The 17732-nt window shown below is 65.4% G+C and carries 18 protein-coding genes; 12 read left to right on the plus strand and 6 right to left on the minus strand.

The window, feature by feature from the left end:
• The first annotated feature begins 336 nt into the window (after positions 1–336).
• The 3 genes from metH (at position 337) to ACPEES_RS10910 (ending at position 5410) form a co-directional block, all read left to right on the plus strand.
• Entirely contained in the window at positions 337–4029 is a 3693-nt protein-coding gene (gene metH, locus ACPEES_RS10900; RefSeq protein WP_435103510.1) for a methionine synthase, read from the plus strand.
• A 192-nt stretch (positions 4030–4221) separates the two neighbouring features.
• On the plus strand, positions 4222–4749 hold the full coding sequence (locus tag ACPEES_RS10905) for an REP-associated tyrosine transposase (protein ID WP_435103511.1): 528 nt from the start codon (positions 4222–4224) through the stop codon (positions 4747–4749).
• 280 nt (positions 4750–5029) lie between these two features.
• Entirely contained in the window at positions 5030–5410 is a 381-nt protein-coding gene (locus tag ACPEES_RS10910; RefSeq protein WP_435103512.1) for a hypothetical protein, read from the plus strand.
• A 63-nt stretch (positions 5411–5473) separates the two neighbouring features.
• Here the strand turns inward: ACPEES_RS10910 and ACPEES_RS10915 are convergent, their stop codons facing one another.
• Positions 5474–5914: a YtoQ family protein gene (locus ACPEES_RS10915; protein ID WP_435103513.1), complete on the minus strand. Its 441-nt coding sequence runs from the start codon at positions 5912–5914 to the stop codon at positions 5474–5476.
• 87 nt (positions 5915–6001) lie between these two features.
• The gene (locus tag ACPEES_RS10920) at positions 6002–6223 is read right to left on the minus strand and encodes a glutathione binding-like protein (RefSeq protein WP_435103545.1); all 222 of its coding nucleotides are present in this window, start codon (positions 6221–6223) and stop codon (positions 6002–6004) included.
• Between the two features lie 68 nt (positions 6224–6291).
• On the opposite strand from ACPEES_RS10920, the gene ACPEES_RS10925 reads away from it, so the two are divergent.
• The gene (locus ACPEES_RS10925) at positions 6292–6570 is read left to right on the plus strand and encodes a hypothetical protein (RefSeq protein ID WP_435103514.1); all 279 of its coding nucleotides are present in this window, start codon (positions 6292–6294) and stop codon (positions 6568–6570) included.
• Between the two features lie 9 nt (positions 6571–6579).
• On the opposite strand, the gene ggt is transcribed toward ACPEES_RS10925, so the two are convergent.
• Entirely contained in the window at positions 6580–8304 is a 1725-nt protein-coding gene (ggt, locus tag ACPEES_RS10930) for a gamma-glutamyltransferase (protein ID WP_435103515.1), read from the minus strand.
• Between the two features lie 364 nt (positions 8305–8668).
• Here ggt and arfB point away from each other — a divergent pair, with 364 nt between their 5' ends.
• Positions 8669–9085, plus strand: coding sequence for an alternative ribosome rescue aminoacyl-tRNA hydrolase ArfB (gene arfB / locus ACPEES_RS10935; RefSeq protein WP_435103516.1), 417 nt, complete (start codon positions 8669–8671; stop codon positions 9083–9085).
• Between the two features lie 19 nt (positions 9086–9104).
• Here the strand turns inward: arfB and ACPEES_RS10940 are convergent, their stop codons facing one another.
• From ACPEES_RS10940 to ACPEES_RS10950, 3 genes are all read right to left on the minus strand, one after another.
• Positions 9105–9545, minus strand: coding sequence for a DUF6691 family protein (locus tag ACPEES_RS10940; RefSeq protein ID WP_435103517.1), 441 nt, complete (start codon positions 9543–9545; stop codon positions 9105–9107).
• Between the two features lie 241 nt (positions 9546–9786).
• Entirely contained in the window at positions 9787–10224 is a 438-nt protein-coding gene (locus tag ACPEES_RS10945) for a YeeE/YedE family protein (protein WP_435103518.1), read from the minus strand.
• Entirely contained in the window at positions 10221–11123 is a 903-nt protein-coding gene (locus tag ACPEES_RS10950; RefSeq protein WP_435103519.1) for an MBL fold metallo-hydrolase, read from the minus strand. The genes ACPEES_RS10945 and ACPEES_RS10950 overlap by 4 nt, the downstream gene beginning before the upstream one ends.
• Before the next feature lie 400 nt (positions 11124–11523).
• Here ACPEES_RS10950 and ACPEES_RS10955 point away from each other — a divergent pair, with 400 nt between their 5' ends.
• The 7 genes from ACPEES_RS10955 (at position 11524) to ACPEES_RS10985 (ending at position 17731) form a co-directional block, all read left to right on the plus strand.
• Positions 11524–12213, plus strand: a complete 690-nt coding sequence (locus tag ACPEES_RS10955) for a MarR family winged helix-turn-helix transcriptional regulator (protein ID WP_435103520.1) — start codon at positions 11524–11526, stop codon at positions 12211–12213.
• A complete protein-coding gene (locus tag ACPEES_RS10960) occupies positions 12210–12959 on the plus strand; it encodes a hypothetical protein (protein WP_435103521.1) in 750 nt (249 codons plus the stop codon). The genes ACPEES_RS10955 and ACPEES_RS10960 overlap by 4 nt, the downstream gene beginning before the upstream one ends.
• 177 nt (positions 12960–13136) lie before the next feature.
• A complete protein-coding gene (locus ACPEES_RS10965; RefSeq protein WP_435103522.1) occupies positions 13137–14180 on the plus strand; it encodes a LacI family DNA-binding transcriptional regulator in 1044 nt (347 codons plus the stop codon).
• A 127-nt stretch (positions 14181–14307) separates the two neighbouring features.
• Positions 14308–14568, plus strand: a complete 261-nt coding sequence (locus ACPEES_RS10970; protein WP_435103523.1) for a hypothetical protein — start codon at positions 14308–14310, stop codon at positions 14566–14568.
• Positions 14565–15545, plus strand: a complete 981-nt coding sequence (locus ACPEES_RS10975) for a TRAP transporter substrate-binding protein (protein WP_435103524.1) — start codon at positions 14565–14567, stop codon at positions 15543–15545. Before ACPEES_RS10970 ends, ACPEES_RS10975 begins: the two co-directional genes overlap by 4 nt.
• Positions 15546–15882: 337 nt before the next feature.
• A complete protein-coding gene (locus ACPEES_RS10980) occupies positions 15883–16437 on the plus strand; it encodes a TRAP transporter small permease (protein ID WP_435103525.1) in 555 nt (184 codons plus the stop codon).
• Complete coding sequence (locus ACPEES_RS10985) at positions 16424–17731, plus strand: TRAP transporter large permease (RefSeq protein ID WP_435103526.1); 1308 nt, start codon at positions 16424–16426, stop codon at positions 17729–17731. The genes ACPEES_RS10980 and ACPEES_RS10985 overlap by 14 nt, the downstream gene beginning before the upstream one ends.
• Position 17732 lies beyond the last annotated feature (1 nt).

The raw sequence follows: 17732 nt of genomic DNA on the forward strand, positions 1-17732 counted from the left end.
ACGATGCCGCACGCACGCGATTTGCACCACTCCCGTCGATAACACCGCGCATCAAGGGCGCTGCCGGCGCGAAAATCGCCATGGCGAGGCGCTCGCGGGTGCGCTCCCCGAGAGGTTGCACGAGCAACCGACCGACGCTGCCACGGGCACTGACTGCCCCGTGGATCCGATCGCGTCACACGGCTGTCACCAAATCAATATCTTCTTGAAAATCAATAAACTGCACATGATACAGGCATACTCTCTTGGAAAATCGGGGCCGAATTCTCACGAGAGCGGCCTTTATCCCGTACAATGGCTTTTCGCCTGAATACACAGCAGACGAAAGGATCGTACATGTCCAACCGCACCGAGCAACTGAGAAGCGACCTTTCCCGCCGCGTTGTGCTGCTCGACTGCGCCATGGGCACCATGATCCAGCAGCACCCGCTCGAGGAGGCGGATTTTCGCGGCGAGCGCTTTGCCGATCACCCGGCAGCGCTTAAGGGAAACAACGACTTACTCACGCTTACGCGCCCGGACCTGATTCGCGAGATCCACGACCGGAATCTCGCCGCCGGCGCCGAGATTATCGAGACGAACACCTTCAACGCCACGCGGCTGTCGCAGTCGGACTACGACACCGAGGACCTGGTCCCCGAGCTCAACCGCGAGGCGGCCCGTCTGGCGCGGGAATGCGCCGACGAATGGACGGAGAAGACCCCGGACCAGCCCCGCTACGTCACCGGCGTGCTCGGCCCCACCAGCCGTACGGCCTCGATTTCGCCGGACGTAAACAACCCGGGCTACCGTAACGTCACCTTCGACGAGCTGCGCGAGAACTACCTGGAAGCTGCCCGCGCGCTGGTCGAAGGCGGCGTCGACCTGATACTGGTCGAGACGATCTTCGATACGCTCAACGCCAAGGCCTGCCTGTTCGCGCTGGAGGAGTTCTTCGAGGAGCTCGGCTACAAGGTCCCGGTGATGATCTCCGGCACCATCACCGACGCTTCCGGGCGAACGCTCACCGGCCAGACCACCGAGGCGTTCTGGAACTCCGTGCGCCACGTCGAGCCGTTCTCCATCGGGCTGAACTGCGCCCTCGGCGCCGAGGATCTGCGGCCGTACATCGAGGAGCTCTCGCGGATCGCGAGCAATACCTACGTCTCCGCCCACCCCAACGCCGGCCTGCCCAATGAAATGGGCGAGTACGACCAGTCGCCGGAGTACATGGCGAAGCTCATCAAGGACTTCGCCGAGAGCGGATTCGTGAATATCGTCGGCGGCTGCTGCGGCACCACACCGGAGCACATCGCCGCGATACGCGAGGCGCTCACCGACATCGCCCCGCGCGAGATCCCCGAGTTGCCCCCGGCGATGCGCCTGTCCGGACTGGAGCCGATGAACCTCGGCGAAGGCGACATGTTCCTCAACATCGGCGAGCGCACCAACGTCACCGGCTCGGCGAAGTTCCGGCGCCTGATCAAGGAAGAGGACTACGACACCGCCCTGGAAGTCGCCCGCCAGCAGGTGGAAAACGGCGCCCAGGTGATCGACGTCAACATGGACGAGGGCCTGCTCGATGCGGTCGCCTGCATGGAGCGCTTCCTCAAGCTCGCCGCCGCGGAGCCGGACATCTCGCGCGTGCCGATCATGGTCGACTCCTCCAAATGGGAAGCCATGGAGGCGGGCCTGAAGTGCATCCAGGGCAAGTCGATGGTGAACTCCATCAGCCTCAAGGAAGGTGAGGAGGACTTCGTCCACAAGGCCAAGATGGTGCAGCGCTACGGCGCCGCCGTCGTGGTGATGGCCTTCGACGAGGAGGGCCAGGCCGACACCCTGCCGCGGCGTATCGAGATCGCCCAGCGCGCTTACCGCATCCTCACCGAGGAGGTGGGTTTCCCGGCCGAGGATATCGTCTTCGACCTCAACATCTTCCCGGTAGGCACGGGCATCGAGGAACACGCCCGTTACGCCATCGACTTCATCGAGGCGACCCAGCACGTCAAGGCGAACCTGCCCCACGCCAAGGTCTCCGGCGGGCTGTCCAACCTGTCGTTCTCCTTCCGGGGCAACGAGCCCGTGCGCCGGGCGATGCACTCCGCGTTCCTCTACCACGCGGTGCAGGCCGGCCTCGACATGGCCATCGTCAACGCCGGCCAGCTCGACGTTTACGACGACATCGACAAGGAGCTCCTCGAGCTCGTCGAGGACGTACTCTTCGACCGTCGCGAGGACGCCACCGAACGCCTCGTCGACAACGCCGATCGTTTCAAGAGCGGCGGCGCCAAGGCGGACGACAAGAACCTGGAATGGCGCGAATGGCCCGTTGAGAAGCGTCTGGAGCACGCCCTGGTCAAGGGCATCACCGAGTACGTGGTGGACGACACCGAGGAGTGCCGCCAGCGGTTCGATCACCCGATCAAGGTGATCGAGGGGCCGCTGATGGACGGCATGAACGTGGTCGGCGACCTCTTCGGCTCCGGCAAGATGTTCCTGCCCCAGGTGGTAAAGTCCGCACGCGTGATGAAGAAGGCGGTCGCCCACCTCATCCCGTTCATCGAGGCGCTGAAGTCCGAGGGCGACACCAACGGCCGCGTCGTGCTCGCCACGGTCAAGGGTGACGTCCACGATATCGGCAAGAACATCGTCGGTGTCGTCCTGCAGTGCAACAACTACGAGGTCATCGACCTGGGGGTCATGATCCCCAACGAGAAGACCCTGGAAGCGGCCGAGGAGCACAACGCCGACATCATCGGGCTGTCCGGGCTGATCACGCCGTCCCTCGACGAAATGGTGGACATGGCCAAGCAGATGGAGCGCCGCGGGATGAAGATCCCGCTGCTCATTGGCGGCGCCACCACTTCACGCGTGCACACGGCGGTGAAGATCGAACCCCAGTACAGCGGCGACACCATCTACGTGAAGGACGCCTCGCGCGCCGTGGGCGTGTGCTCGAAGCTGCTGAGCAAAACGCTGCGCGACGACTACGTCGCCGAGATCAAGACCGAGTACGAGCGGGTGCGCGAGCAGCGGGCCAAACGCCAGCACAAGCAGAAGTGGCTCGCCATCGAAGACGCACGGGCGAACCGCACGCCCATCGACTGGAGCGCTTACGAGCCCACGCAGCCCGCCAAGCCCGGCATCCACGTGATCGAGGACCAGCCGCTGGAAGAGCTGCTGGAATACCTCGACTGGACGCCGTTCTTCCAGGCCTGGCAGATGACGGGCAAGTTCCCGAAGATTCTGGACGACGAGAAACAGGGCGAGCAGGCCCGCAAGCTCTATGACGACGCCCGGGCGATGCTCAAGCAGATCATCGAGGAGAAGTGGCTCACGGCTCGCGGTGTCTTCGGGCTGTTCCCTGCGAATGCCGTCGGTGACGACACCGAGATCTACACCGACGACAGTCGTGAGCAGGTGCGCCTGGTCACCCATCACCTGCGCCAGCAGACGGAGAAGCCCGAGGGCCGGCCCAACCAGTCCCTCGCCGACTTCGTCGCGCCCAAGGAAACGGGCCTGCGTGACTGGATGGGCGGCTTCGCGGTGACCGCGGGCATCGGTATCGACGAGCACGTCAAGCGCTTCGAGGCGGATCACGACGACTACAACGCGATCCTGCTCAAGGCACTCGCCGACCGCTTCGCCGAAGCCTTCGCCGAGATGCTCCACCACCGCGTGCGCCAGGATTACTGGGGTTATGCGGCCGACGAGCAGCTCAGCAACGACGAGCTCATCGCCGAGAAGTACCGCGGCATCCGTCCGGCGCCCGGCTACCCGGCCTGCCCGGACCACACCGAGAAGGACCTGCTGTGGGAGCTGCTCGATGCGCAGAACAAGGCCGGCATCGAGCTCACCTCCTCCAAGGCGATGGTGCCCACGGCGGCGGTCTCCGGCTGGTACTTCGGCCACCCGGACAGCCGCTACTTCGGCCTCGGCAACATCTATCGCGACCAGGTCGAGGACTACGCCAAGCGTAAAGGCATGGATGTCGCCACCGCGGAACGCTGGCTCAACCCCAACCTGGGTTACGACCCGGACGAGACCTAACCGGAAGGCGGACTTTGCGAGCGTCCCCGCCACCCCGCGCCCACCGGCGCGGGGTGGCGGGACAGAGGCGGATTGCGCTGCGCTCCATCCGCCCTACGCCACTCGTCACCGCGACGCGCCCTCCTGTAGGGTGGACGAAGCGAAGCGCAGTCGACCTACAGTTCAGGTCAACAAGAGCACGGACGCTCGATCATGCCCGAGTATCGCCGTAACCGGGCCCCGGGTGGCACTTATTTTTTCACCGCTACACTAGCTAATCGACGTAGCGACCTGCTCACCCGACATGTCGCTCTCCTGCGCGAAGCCTTTCGCACCACCCAACGTGAGCTCCCCTTCCGCTGCGACGCCATCGCCGTCCTGCCCGAACACCTCCACTGCATCTGGACCTTGCCCGACGGCGACGCAGATTACCCGCGACGCTGGCAACGGCTGAAAGCCCGATTTTCACGCGCTTTAACGCGCGAGTACGACAACGCCGGCAATCGACGACGCCGCGGTGAACGAGGCATCTGGCAGCGACGCTACTGGGAGCACACCATTGGCGACGAGAACGACTATCGACGTCACATGGACTACATCCACTTCAACCCCGTGAAGCACGGCTTGGTAGCCCACCCGGCACAATGGCCGTACTCGAGCCTTCACCGTTACGTGGCGGCGGGATGGCACCCGCAGGAATGGGCCGGTAGCGAAGTCGAAGACCTGCCGGCAGGAGAGTGAGAGCGTAGCGTATGAGTGTAGAGAAAGAGGCGGATTGCGCTACGCTCCATCCGCCCTACGCCACTTCGGTATACTGGTTAAATATCGGACTTGGCCTTGCCGCCTCCGACCTGCCCCGTTTCTCGCCAACACCCGCGGCCGCATCGCGCAATACGTATTAACCCGTATGCCTGTGGCTAGTGCCGCGCATTTTGCTGAAGCCCTCGTGCCCCCATATTTATCAGCAAGGCTGGAGACCAACCAGCCAGCGCCGACACATCAATTCAAGGGAGGCACTGCCATGCATGCCAAGTATCTCGCCATAAGTCTGATCGCCGGCCTGGGCGTTGCGGGCAGTGTGGCCGCCGCGGGGCCGAGCACTTTCGAGACCCTGCGAATGGGCGCTGAAAAGAGTGAACTCGCTTATCGCTACGCGACTGACGACGTCGCGGGTGAGCGGATGATGACTCGCGCACCGCAAGGCATCTACGGCTCGCTGGTTCAGGGCCTGGATCAGGGAGAGGCAGTCACCGCCGGTGTTATCGACCGTGGCAGCACGGTGCGGGCGACAGCACGCCCCGCCGAGGCGGAGTTCGCACGGATGCAGCTGCGCACGAGCAACCCGTCATTCGAGCGGGCGGTTAACGGCCTCAAGTTCAGCGAGGCCCATACCCGATTCTGACGTCCGCGGCCAGAGGTATCGCAACGACGCCGCAGGGCGACTGCCCTGCGGCGTCGTTCTGTCTCATGCAGTGGTGATGTAGCGCAGGATCTCGACCACCTGAGCGGGCGTTTGCGCCCACGCCATTGCGGCCGCGTCCACCTCCTTCAGCGGATGGACGATGTCCTCGGGATGCAGCGTGATATACGGCTTGCCCAGCGCGGCGCAATACCCCGCGTCGAAAGCGGCATTCCACTGCTTGTACTTCTCGCCGAAACGCACCACCACCACGTCCGCACGCTCGATGAGCGTTTGCGTGCGAATGGCATTCACCTTGGCGGACTTGTGGTCGCGCCAGAATCCGACACTTTCCTCACCGAGCACATCGCCGGCGGCATCGCTCGCATCGTGGTCGGTCACTGCGGATGTGAACTCGATGGGTAGCCCGAGCTCGCGGGCGCCGTTTTCGATCTGCTCACGCCAATCGGTGTGAATCTCACCGGAGAGATAGACGGTCCAGCTCATGGATGACACCTCCATCCTGGTCTCACGAACCACAAAACGGAAAATAATTCCAGTAAGGATGATCGTAGCACGTGATCACCCGGCACGTCATTGCAACAGCGTGTGGGGACCACCTCGGTCAAGCGCACGACGATAGCCGGGGCGCGCGTGAATGCGTTCCATAAAAGCCTTCAGCGAAGGATGATCGGCACCGAGCACGCCGCGCGCCTGGGTACCCTCCAGAGGGAAATTCATCCGGATATCCGCCGCCGCGAACTCGTCCCCGGCGAAGCAGGTCCGTTTACTGAGAACCGATTCCATGTAGCGGATATATCGGCGTCACGCCCCCCCGAAGAGAACGAATCTATGAGGCGATCAGTCTCCACCTCAACCCCATTGTGTCCGCCAGGGACGCAGGCGCCGAGGCGGCCCTTCTGGCCCGGGGCGCCACACTCGATGTAATCGGCAGCGACCTGCATCGGCTGCCGCGGATCGTGGTCGGTGAAGTCCTCGCCCGCCACCCTCGCGACGGCTTCGCCGAGGAGATCGCGGCGACCATGCAGTGGCTCCATGGCCGCCGAACCCGTGCGCACCTGCTTCGGCGTTTCGGTTTCCAGGGGATGGCGAAACGCCACCCCCTGGACACGAGCCCCGGGACACCCCGGAAGGAGAAATAGAGCGCCGGGTTACAAGCCCATGGCGGAGGACGTGGAACGGCGTGGGTCCTCGGCACCGTGGAAACCATCGTCATCGATGAGCAGCGACTGGCTGGCGCCCATGGCGCTCTTGGTCACCACATCGTGGCCTTTCTCTTCCAGCAACCGCACCGTATCGGGGCTGATGCCGGCCTCGATGCGCAGCTCCTCCGGCAGCCACTGGTGATGGACGCGCGGCACGCTCACCGCCGACTGGATGTTCATGCCATGATCGATCACGTTCATGATCACCTGCAGTGTCGTGGTAATGATCCGCGAGCCCCCGGGGCTGCCAGTGACGAGGAAATTGTGGCCGTCCTTCCTGACGATGGTTGGCGACATGGACGAGAGCATGCGCTTGTTGGGCTCGATCTTGTTGGCCTCACCGCCGATCAGGCCGTAGGCGTTGGGCACACCCGGCTTGGCGGAGAAGTCATCCATCTCGTTGTTCATGAGAAAGCCCGCGCCGTCCACCACGATGCCGGAGCCGTAGCTGAAGTTGATGGTGTAGGTGTTGGCGACGGCGAGCCCATTGTCATCGGCGATGGAGAAGTGCGTCGTCTCGTTGGACTCGTAGGGTAATGGGTCGCCGGGAGCGATGGTGTCGCTGGGCGTGGCCTCGTCCGCATCGATCCCTTCACGCAGCGCCTTCGCGTAGGCTTTCGACGTGAGCCCGTCCAGCGGGACCTCGACGAAATCGGTATCGCCCAGGTACTCGGACCGATCCGCATAGGCACGCTTCATCGCCTCGGCCATGAGATGGACGGTCTGCGCGGAATTGTGCCCGAGCGCCGCGATGTCGTAGCCCTCGAGGACGTTGAGGATCTGCACGATATGGGCGCCGCCGGACGACGGCGGGCTCATGGAGTAGATATCGTACCCGCGGTATGTGCCGTGCACCGGCTTGCGCACCGCCGGCTCGTAAGCGGCGAGATCCTCCAGCGTCATCAGCCCGTCGTGCTTCTGCATCTCCGCGACGATGAGCTCCGCGGTCCTGCCTTCGTAGAACTCACGTGGACCGTGCTCGGCGATGCGTTTGAGCGTTGCCGCCAGATCGGGCTGCTTGAAAACGTCGCCGGGCTGGTACGGGCTACCGTCGGCCTTGAAGAACTTCTTGCGGGTGGATTCCCAGCGCTCCAGGCGGTTCCGCGCCTCGCGAATGCCGTTGGCGAACCGCGGTGGGACGACGAATCCCTCTTCGGCGAGCCGGATGGCCGGCGCCAGCGCCTCTTCGAGCTCGATGGTGCCATAGCGCTCCAACGCCAGCGCGAGGCCGGCCACGGTGCCGGGGACTCCGGAGGCGTTGGCGCTGAAACGCGAGCGCTCCGGCACCACGTTGCCGTCCTCGTCCTGGAACATGGTCTCGTGGGCCGCCGAAGGGGCCTTTTCACGGTAGTCGATGGCGATCACTTCACCGCTCGACTCGTCGGAGATCAGCATGAAGCCGCCGCCGCCAATGTTGCCCGAGCGTGGCTGGGTCACCGCGAGGGCGAATCCGGCGGTCACCGCGGCATCCACCGCGTTGCCCCCTTCGGCGAGCACGTCGTGCGCGACCTCGCTGGCGAGGAAGTGGCTCGTCGCCACCATTGTGCTTTCGCCTTCCACCGGGTGGAAACGCTGCCCTTCGAGGATAGCTTCTGCGCCGTGCGTCAGTGGCGAAAGCGTCAGTGCCGCCCCGAGCACGGCCATACGGATTCGATTGTGAATTCCCGGCATCTCGAACTCCCTGTCGTGCTGCATCCATCAGGCGCGCTACAAGAACGCCCCTGGGGCCTCTACTAACCTTCTCGAAAGTATTGCCAAGTCTCAGCGTCACTGCGCGGTGTCTCGGCAAGGCGCGGGAGCGCCGGCGTGGCGAGGCTCACGTCAAGCGAGCGCAACGCCGCCGAGGCGCCGCGCAGTGGCGCCCTGCGGGTGGCCGTGTGCGCCGCTGTGGACTGCGTTGCTCGTCGCTCATGTAGACCTTGCTACACCACGCTCCTCGCGCCTTGCCACAGCGGCGCACACGGCCACTGAGACATGGCAATACTTTCGAAAAGGTTAGTAGCATAAACGCCATCACAGACGAGACAGCCAACCCGTGCTCAAGATATCCAACAACGTCGCCATTCCCTTGGACGAAATCGAGCTGAATGCCATTCGCGCCCAGGGCGCCGGTGGGCAGAACGTGAACAAGGTGGCTTCGGCGGTGCACCTGCGCTTCGACATCGGTGCTTCGTCGCTACCTGCGTTCTACAAGGAGCGCCTGCTCACGCTCGGCGACCAGCGGATCAGCCGCGATGGCATCGTGGTTATCAAAGCGCAGCGCCATCGCAGCCAGGAACAGAACCGGGAAGCGGCCCTGGAGCGGTTGCGGGCGCTCATCCGCAGCGTCGCCGAGACGCCGAAGCAGCGACGCCCCACGAAACCCAGCAAATCGGCACGCAGCAAGCGTACGGACCGCAAGGTTAAACGGGGGAAGGCAAAAGCCCTGCGAAAGCCACCCCGGCTCGATTGAACCGAACGGCTGTGCGCCGCTACCCGGTGGCGCGTCGGGAAATACGGTAGCCGATCATCCCCAGCACAAGCCCTGCCACGAACCACACGGGTACCGCGCTGCCGATGACCAACGCAGCGATCCCCGGCCCCGGGCAGAAACCGGCGACGCCCCAGCCGATACCGAAGATCCCCGCGCCGAGCACCAACGGGCCATCGATGTCGCGGCGCCCGGGGAGCTGAAAGCGGGCGGCATAGACCGGCCGGCTCCGGCGCAGGACGACACGGAAGCTCACCACGGTGGTGATGACCGCGCCCGCGAGCACGAACACGAGCGTCGGATCCCACACGCCGGTGATATCGAGAAAGCCCAGTACCCGCGCGGGGTCGGTCATCTGCGAGAGCGCCAGCCCCGCCCCGAACAGTACGCCCGCGAGAACACTGACCAGCAGGCTTACTAATCTTCTCAGAGGTATTGTCATGTGTCAGAGCGCCACAGCGGCTCGGGGGCAAGGCACGTTCGCGCCGGCGTGGCGCGGCTCACGTCAAGCGAGCGCAACGCCGCCACCGGGCCGCTGCGGCGCTCCCTTCGGGCCGGTCTGTGCGCCGATGGTTCTGCGTTGCTCGCCGCTTGTGTAGCCTGGCTACACGGCGCACCTCGCGCCTTGTCCCATCGCCGCACAGACCGGCTGACGCATGACAATACCTCTGAGAAGATTAGTATCATGAGGCGATCCCCAGCAGGTGACGAACCGCGAACACGGTGACCATCGCCGTTGCGACGAACGTCACCACCGCGACCAGTGAACGCGGCGACAGCCGGCCCAGGCCGCAGACGCCGTGCCCGCTGGTGCAGCCGCTGCCGAGCCGCGTGCCGAAGCCCACCAGTACCCCGGCGATCAGCACGCCCCACCACGGCATTCCGGAGCGCAGTGCCGCACGCTCCGGCCACAGCACGAACACCAGCGCTGCGCCACCCAGCAGACCAGCGAGAAAGAGCAAGCGCCACACACGCTCCTCGCCGCGTTCCTCCATGGCCCCCGCCGCAATACCGCTGATACCGGCAATGCGCCCGTTCAACCACAACAGCAACGTGGCGGCAATTCCGATCAGCACTCCGCCGACCAGCGCAGGCCAGGGGTCGAATGCCGCGATACTCATTGCTCCCCCCGCTCGTGGGTCTGGCTGAACGCATCGCCATGATTCAAGGGCACTTTGAGATACGCCGTGCCGTTGTTTTCCGGGCCGGGCAGCATGCCGCCGCGGATGTTGACCTGAATCGAGGGAATGATGAGCTGCGGCATTCCCAGCGTCCGGTCACGCTGCTGCCGGGTGGCCACGAACTCGGCCTCGCTGACCCCGTCATGGACGTGAATATTGTGCCGGCGCTGATCGCCGATGGTGGTCTCGTTGCGGTACTCGCGACCGCCGGGCCGATAATCATGGAGCACAAACAGCCGGGTGGACGCCGGAAGCTCGTAGAGGCGCTGGATGGAACGATAGAGTGTAGCGGCGTCGCCGCCCGGGAAGTCGCAGCGTGCGGTCCCACCATCCGGCATGAACAGGGTATCGCCACAGAAGGCGGCATCGCCGATCACGTAAGTCAGGCTGTCGGACGTATGCCCCGGCGTGGGGATGGCCTGCGCCGCCAGGCCGCCCACCTCGAAGCGCTCGTCGTCGGCGAATAGGTGATCGAATTGCGAGCCGTCGACGGGAAACGCATCGCCGAGATTGTATACCCCGCGGAAATGGCGCTGTACCGCGCGGATGCCCACGCCGATTCCGGTTCGACCACCGAGCTCCCGCTGCACACGGCCACCGCCGGCGAGGTGGTCGGCATGCGCATGGGTCTCGAGCACCCACTCGACGCTCAGACCGGCATCCCGCACGAACCTCACGATTTCGTCCAGGCTGTCGGTGCCGATGCGACCGGAAGCCGCATCGTAGTCGAGCACTGCATCGATCACTGCAGCACGTCGAGTGGCCGAGTCCCAGGCAACGTAGGAGAACGTGGACGTGGGCTCGTGGAGGAAACGCTTCACTTCGGTACGCACCGCCATGATGGCCTCCGCCGGGGCTTAAATCTTATATGAATAAGGTTATTCATATATTGCATATAACGCAACAACCTTACATCGCAGGACACCTCGGCGTGCCGAGAAGCCCTGCGAGGCACATGAGACCCAACGTCTCCCACTTCGCGAGACCCGCCGCGGCTACGACACCGCAGCATTCAGCGCCGAGCTGACCGCCGGTGCCATCACCGCCGCAGTGCTCATCCTTCAGGGTATGGCGTATCGCTGGGAAATGCTCACGCCGGATCGCGTGCACCGTTTCACCGCCGCCGCTACCCCCCTCGGGGGCGAATCCGGGGAAGCGCCGTAACAACCGCCAACCGCCGTGCGAGCCAGGCGTCCAACGATCGTGACTTTTTTTATTAGCAGTGGTAAATATAGTGCCATGGATACCCCCTTCGATGAGCTGAACGACTCGCTCGCACACCGCATCACCACGGGCCTGGCACGCCTTGGCGGCGCCATGCGCAGTCACGACTGGGCGCAAGCCTCGCCCGGGAACCTCACCCCCACCCAGGGCCAGATCATGGCGTTGCTCCGCGCCCGGGCCCCGCAGAATATGCGCCTCAAGGCAATCGCCGAGCAGCTCTCGGTGCGTCCGGCAACCGCCAGTCGAGCCGTGTCCACGCTCGTGCGGAAAGGCCTGGTCAGCAAGCAGCCCAGCCCCGACGATCAGCGCGCTGTCGCCCTGACGCTCACAGCCCGTGGCCGCGCTACCGCCGATGCCGTCGCGGGCTGGCCCGACTTCCTGCTGCGGGCAGTGGACGGTCTCTCCGAAACGGAGCAGGCGACGCTACTCACCGCGCTGATCAAGGTGATCCGTAACCTGCAGCTTGCCGGCGAGATCCCCGTGAACCGATTGTGCGTGACCTGCCACTACTTCCGCCCGTACGCCCACGCGGACGCCGACACGCCCCATCACTGCGCGTTCGTGGATGCACCTTTCGGGGCGCACCACCTGCGCCTCGACTGCCCGGAGCACGAGCCCGCGGCCGCATCGGAAGCGGCACGGCTGTGGTCGCGCTTCGCGGCGCCGCCATCATCGTCAACACACCGACAAGGAGAGCCACGATGACCACCCGACTCCGCCAGCCCTGGCCCGTTACAGCTACCGCCGTGCTCGCCGCAACGCTCGCGGGCGCAGTCCACGCTCACAGCATCGAGGCCGAGGATGGCGACGCCGAAGCCGCCTTCGACGTCGTTCACGCCCGCGTCAGCGCCGACGGCCCACACCTGGTCTTTCGCATGGCCGTGAGCGATGACGCCGGCACCAGCAAGCCCACGGCCACCGGCGAGCTCGCCGGCAGCGACGTGTTCTCCTACGTCTGGCCTACCGGCCTGGACACCAGCGAGGTCGGCTTCGGCGAGGATCAGGGTATTCTCGCCATGGCCGTGACCGCACACCCCGATTTCGACGACACACCATTGTTCGACGAGAACGGCGACGGCAATCTCGACAACGACGGCAACGTCTGGCACAGCCATTGGGTGGTACTGGTACCGGACGAGGCCTGTGGCGACGGCGCGCTCAAGGTCAAGGACATTCCCGAAGGCTCCGATCCCAAGCTGCCGCCCACCTGGCCGGGGCTGCCGATCTTCATCGACAGCCCCGGGTATTCACCGGTAATCGGTGAGGAGACCGTGCGCGTCCGCGCCCCCTTCGGCGATGCCGAGCGCCTGGTGGACACCAGCTACGACGCCGTGACCGCCGGCCTGCGGGTCAACGAGAGCGTGCATGCGCCATTGCTGTGCGTGGTCGATGTCTTCGACGTCGCCTCCGGTGATCTGAGTCAGCCGGGTCGGGTGACGAGCGGCGAGTGACGAACGGGCCGAAATGCCCATTGCCCGGGGGAGCGCCGGCCGGCAGGCGTGCGCGCTCTCCCGGGCGTCTGTAACGACGCCCTTGACGAGGCGATGAGCTTTGTCTAGATTTTAGATCGATCCAACACTTCGATCGCGGCTTTACGACACGTGCTCGCCCAGGAGGAGACTCGCCCTGTGAATCGCCCGCTCGCGCACAAACGATCCGGCCAACGCGTGACGCTTCAGGATCTCGCCGCCCACGCCGGGGTTTCGCGCTCGACCGTCTCCCTGGTGCTGCGCGGCAGCCCGCTGGTCGCTGACGACACCCGCGAGCGGGTCAAGGCATCCATCGCCGCGCTCGGCTACATCTACAATCGCGGTGCCGCCACGCTACGCTCCCGGCGTACCTACACTGTCGGCCTGCTCGTCTGCGACGTGACCAACCCTTTCTTCGCCGAGCTCACCGCCGGTGTCGACGCCGCGTTGGATCGGCACGGCTACGTCGCCTTCCTCGCCAACACCGGCGAGTCGCCGGAACGCCAGCGGCGCTTCATCGAGCGCATGCGCGAACAGCACGTGGATGCCATCGTCATCTGCCCGGCGGACGGCATGCCGAAGTCGTTCGTGGACGAATCATCGGCATGGGAAACGCCCTGTGTGCAGGTATTGCGCTACCTGCGCGGCCACGACGAGGACTACGCCGGGCCCGATTACCTGATGGGTGCCGACATCGCCACCGAGCACCTGATCAAGCGCGGTCACACGCGCATCGCCTTCATCGGCGGCGACACCCGGCATTCGGCGACCCGCGAGCGCTACGCCGGCTACCGCCAGGCGCTCGCCCGCCACGGCCTGGACTACGAGCGCATCCTGCATACACCGCTCACCCGGCGCGAGGGCGCGGCAGCGGTAGCCGACCTGCTCGACGCCGAGACGCCGGCGACGGCAGCGCTGTGCTACAACGACGTGGTCGCCTTCGGCGCCATGCTGGGACTGCAGAGTCGGGGCATCACCCCGGGCGAGGGATTCGCCGTGGTCGGCTTCGACGACGTGCAAGAGGCCGCCCTCACCCGGCCAGCCCTGACGACGGTCTCCACCAATGCATTTCAGATAGGCGAAGAGGCCGCACGTCTGGCGTTGCGCCGCATCGACCGCCGCGGCGAGGCCCATGAGCGCGTCGTGCTTCCGCCGCGCCTTATCGTCCGCCAGTCCTGCGGGCGCCCGCACGACGAGCACTGAGTGGCATCCGCCGCACCGTAGCGGCGACCAGGGAATCGCAGGGACGAACCGGTTCTTTTTTGCATACTAATTAGATCGTTCTAAAAGCAAGGATCCGGCACGGATCCGAACGAGGAGGTAGAGAGCCATGCAAATGATCAGTCTGCGCAAGGCCATTGGCGGGGCGATCGCTGCCGCGATACTGACCGCCGCCGCGGCGCCGACCCACGCCCTGGAGCTGCGCTTCGGCCACGGCGGCACCGAGGACACCGCCTATCACGCTGGTGCCAAGCGCTTCCAGGAGGCACTCGAGTCCGCCAGCGACGGCGACCTCTCGGTCACCATCCTGCCCAACTCCGTGCTCGGGCACGAAACCGAGATGTTCGAGCAGCAGATGGCCGGCGCATGAGGGTCTGGTGCCGGTCGAATCGCGTTTGCGTTGGGCCGAGACATCGCATCCGGCAAGGCGCGCGCCGCCGCGCTGGGCTGATTGCCCAGTCAAGGCGTGCAACGCCGCCGGGGCGGTGTCTCGGCCCAACCCGAAGGGAAGCTACCAGGCAGCGCGCAGCCCGGCGTTGCTCGTCACTTATTGGCAGTCAGCCAACTGCGCTCCTCGCGCCTTGTTCTGCACGCTGCCTGGTAGCTTCGCAGACGCGATTCGACCGGCACCAGACCCTAAACATCTCCATCATCAATCCGGGGCTCATCACCGACTTCTCGCCCACGGCCAACGTCTTCTCCATCCCCTTCATGTACCGCGACGTGGCGCACTGGCGGACGGTGCTCACCGGTGGCGTGGGCCGGGAGATCGCCGGGCGCATCGAGGACGAGACGGGCGTGCGCGTGATCGGCTTCTTCGGCGGCGGCACCCGCCAGATCGTCAGCCGACGGCCGCTCGAAAGCCTGACCGACCTCGAGGGCATGAAGCTGCGCACCAACCCCACCGACCCGCTGATTGCCGCCTGGAAAGCCCTGGGCGCGGAGCCCACCGTGATGGCGTGGAAAGAGATCTACACCGGCCTGCAGCTCGGCGCCATCGACGGTCTGCTCAACGAGGCGGAGTGGATCCACCGCATGCGCTTCCACGAGGTGGCACCGCACATCGGGCTCTCCCGGCACGACATCACCGTGCGGCTGCTCACCATCTCCGGGGCAACCTGGCAGCGGCTGAACGACGCACAGCGCGAGCAGGTCCAGGCCGCGGCCAGGGAGGCCGCCGGTTACGCCCGCGAGGTGCAGCTGCGCCAGGACCGGGAGGCCCTGGACACCCTGGTCGAGGAGGGCGCGACGCTGCACGAGCTCGACCGCGAGCGGATGAAGACCATGGTGCGCGAGCCACTCGCTAGGGCCTGCTTCTACCTGCCAAATGCGTCGCGTTGCGGCTGACATCCGACTAGGCAAGGCGCGAGGAGCGAAGTTTAGTGATTCTAAATGAGCGACGAGCAACGCCGCGTAGGCGGATGTCAGCCGCAACCCAAAGGGCCGGGGCCCTTGTCGACCAATACCGCGTTGGCGCTCGCTTATGTAGCGATGCTACACCGCGCTCACGCCGCCTTGTCTTGCCCGACAAGGGCCCCGGCGCGACGTATTCGGCAGGTAGAAGCAGGCCCTACTCATCGAGGATATGGCGCTCACCGAGCTCCACGCAAAGATCGTCAACGCGAAGTAGCCGGCAACGCCGGTCCGCCGCTGGCGGGCCGGCGACCCCACTGCGGAGGTCACCATGCGAGCCACCCTGCATGGCCTGCGAGGTTTCAACGACACCCTGGAGCGGGTTCTGCGCGCGTTGCTGCTGCTCCTGCTGGCGACGTTCTTCGTGCTCGTGCTCTACCAGATCGCGAGCCGCAACCTGAGCGCGCTGCCCCGCATCTACTGGACCGGGGAAATGAGCCGGTTCGCCTTCCAGTGGATGGTGATGCTGGGCACGGCGCTGGGCGTCCGCCACGCCGATCACTTCGTGCTCGAGGCCTTTCTGGCGCGCAGCCGACTCGCCCGCATGAGCCACGGTGTGCGCGAGCTCTCCTTTATCGCCATGGGCGTTCTCTTCGTCTACTACGGCTGGGATTTCGCCGTCTCCGGGCTGCGCCGCACCTTCACGGCAGCCGGTTTGCCCATGGTCTACGTCTACTCCGCGTTCGTCGTCTGCGGCGCGCTCACCCTGCTGTTCGCCATGGCGCGCACGCTAGCCGCTCTGTGCGACGGCCTCGAGACACTGCCCCCACAAGCGCCGGACGCCGAGCCGGCGATTACCCCGGAGGGGCCCCATGATCTCCGCTGAGTGGTGGCCGCTGCTGCCCTGGCTGCTGTTCGTCGGCCTGGGCATGCTCATCGTGGCGGGCGTGCCCATCGCCATCGCGCTGGTGCTCGTCTCCTTCACCGTGATCACCCTGGACCCGCGCCTCACCCCCTGGGTGCTTTTCCAGCGGATGTACTACGGCATGGATTCGTTCGTGCTGCTCGCCGTGCCGCTGTTCCTGCTGGCGGGCAATCTCATGAACGCCGCGCGCATCACTGACCGGCTCATCGCCCTGTGCCTCAACCTGGTGGGCCATCTGCGCGGTGCCCTCGCTCACGTGAACGTGCTGGTGAGCATGCTCTTCGCCGGCGTCTCCGGCTCGTCCACCGCCGACAGCGCCGGCGTGGGCACGGTGCTGATCCCCGCCATGAAGCGCGAGCGTTACCCCTCGGATTTCGCGGTGGCGGTCACGGCGGCCTCGTCGGTGATGGGCATCGTGATCCCGCCGTCGATCAACATGATCGTCTGGGGTGCGCTTACCAACACCTCCATCGCGGGGCTCTTTCTCGGCGGCATCGTGCCCGGTGTGCTCATCGGCGGCGCCCAGCTCGCGCTCAACATGGGCTACGTACGGCGCTACGACATCCCGGTGCGCCAGCGCGCCTCCCTGCGCACCCTGTTCGCCTCGGGCAAGGACGGGGTACTGGCCGGCGGCATTCCCGTGCTCATCATCGGCGGTATCACGCTCGGCATCGTCACGCCCACCGAGGCGGCGGTCATCGCTGTGCTGTACGCGCTCATTCTCGGCTTTACGGTCTACCGCGAGCTGACGCCGGCAAGCGTACTCGACGCGTCCACGGACACCGTGCGTTTGTGTTCGCTGTCGCTCTTCAGCCTGGTGGCAGCGGCCATCTTCGGCTACCTGATCAGCTTCTACCGCGTGCCGCCCAAGCTCATGGCCGGGATCGACATTACCGATCCCACCGTGCTGCTGCTCGTCATGGCCGCGGTCATGGTGCTGATCGGCACGTTCATGGACTCCCTGCCCGCCATGGCGATTCTCGCCCCGCTGTTCCAGCCGCTGATGCTCAACGCCGGCGTCCACCCCGTCCACTTCGGCGTGGTCGGCGTCATGGCTCTGGGCCTGGGGTTGATCACGCCGCCCTACGGCCTGTGCCTGATGATCTCCGCCAAGATCGGCGGTATTCCCATGCTACGGGCGCTCGCCACCACCGGGCTCTACCTGGCGGTGATGCTCGCCGTGATGCTCCTGGTGATCCTCTTCCCCGGGCTCGTGTTATCCATACCGCGACTGCTCGCCCCCAACTTCGTTTAGA

The sequence above is a fragment of the Arhodomonas sp. AD133 genome (assembly GCF_051195215.1).
Taxonomy (GTDB): domain Bacteria; phylum Pseudomonadota; class Gammaproteobacteria; order Nitrococcales; family Nitrococcaceae; genus Arhodomonas.

Excerpts from the sequence above, each read along its gene's own strand:
- ACPEES_RS10950 (WP_435103519.1), bottom strand. The coding sequence starts at position 11,123 with ATGGCGGTGCGTACCGAAGTGAAGCGTTTCCTCCACGAGCCCACGTCC.
- ACPEES_RS10905 (WP_435103511.1), top strand. The coding sequence starts at position 4,222 with ATGCCCGAGTATCGCCGTAACCGGGCCCCGGGTGGCACTTATTTTTTC.
- ACPEES_RS10940 (WP_435103517.1), bottom strand. The coding sequence starts at position 9,545 with ATGACAATACCTCTGAGAAGATTAGTAAGCCTGCTGGTCAGTGTTCTC.
- ACPEES_RS10910 (WP_435103512.1), top strand. The coding sequence starts at position 5,030 with ATGCATGCCAAGTATCTCGCCATAAGTCTGATCGCCGGCCTGGGCGTT.
- ACPEES_RS10975 (WP_435103524.1), top strand. The coding sequence starts at position 14,565 with ATGAGGGTCTGGTGCCGGTCGAATCGCGTTTGCGTTGGGCCGAGACAT.
- ACPEES_RS10985 (WP_435103526.1), top strand. The coding sequence starts at position 16,424 with ATGATCTCCGCTGAGTGGTGGCCGCTGCTGCCCTGGCTGCTGTTCGTC.
- ACPEES_RS10955 (WP_435103520.1), top strand. The coding sequence starts at position 11,524 with ATGGATACCCCCTTCGATGAGCTGAACGACTCGCTCGCACACCGCATC.
- ACPEES_RS10945 (WP_435103518.1), bottom strand. The coding sequence starts at position 10,224 with ATGAGTATCGCGGCATTCGACCCCTGGCCTGCGCTGGTCGGCGGAGTG.
- ACPEES_RS10970 (WP_435103523.1), top strand. The coding sequence starts at position 14,308 with ATGCAAATGATCAGTCTGCGCAAGGCCATTGGCGGGGCGATCGCTGCC.
- ACPEES_RS10915 (WP_435103513.1), bottom strand. The coding sequence starts at position 5,914 with ATGAGCTGGACCGTCTATCTCTCCGGTGAGATTCACACCGATTGGCGT.
- ACPEES_RS10980 (WP_435103525.1), top strand. The coding sequence starts at position 15,883 with ATGCGAGCCACCCTGCATGGCCTGCGAGGTTTCAACGACACCCTGGAG.
- ACPEES_RS10960 (WP_435103521.1), top strand. The coding sequence starts at position 12,210 with ATGACCACCCGACTCCGCCAGCCCTGGCCCGTTACAGCTACCGCCGTG.
- ggt (WP_435103515.1), bottom strand. The coding sequence starts at position 8,304 with ATGCCGGGAATTCACAATCGAATCCGTATGGCCGTGCTCGGGGCGGCA.
- metH (WP_435103510.1), top strand. The coding sequence starts at position 337 with ATGTCCAACCGCACCGAGCAACTGAGAAGCGACCTTTCCCGCCGCGTT.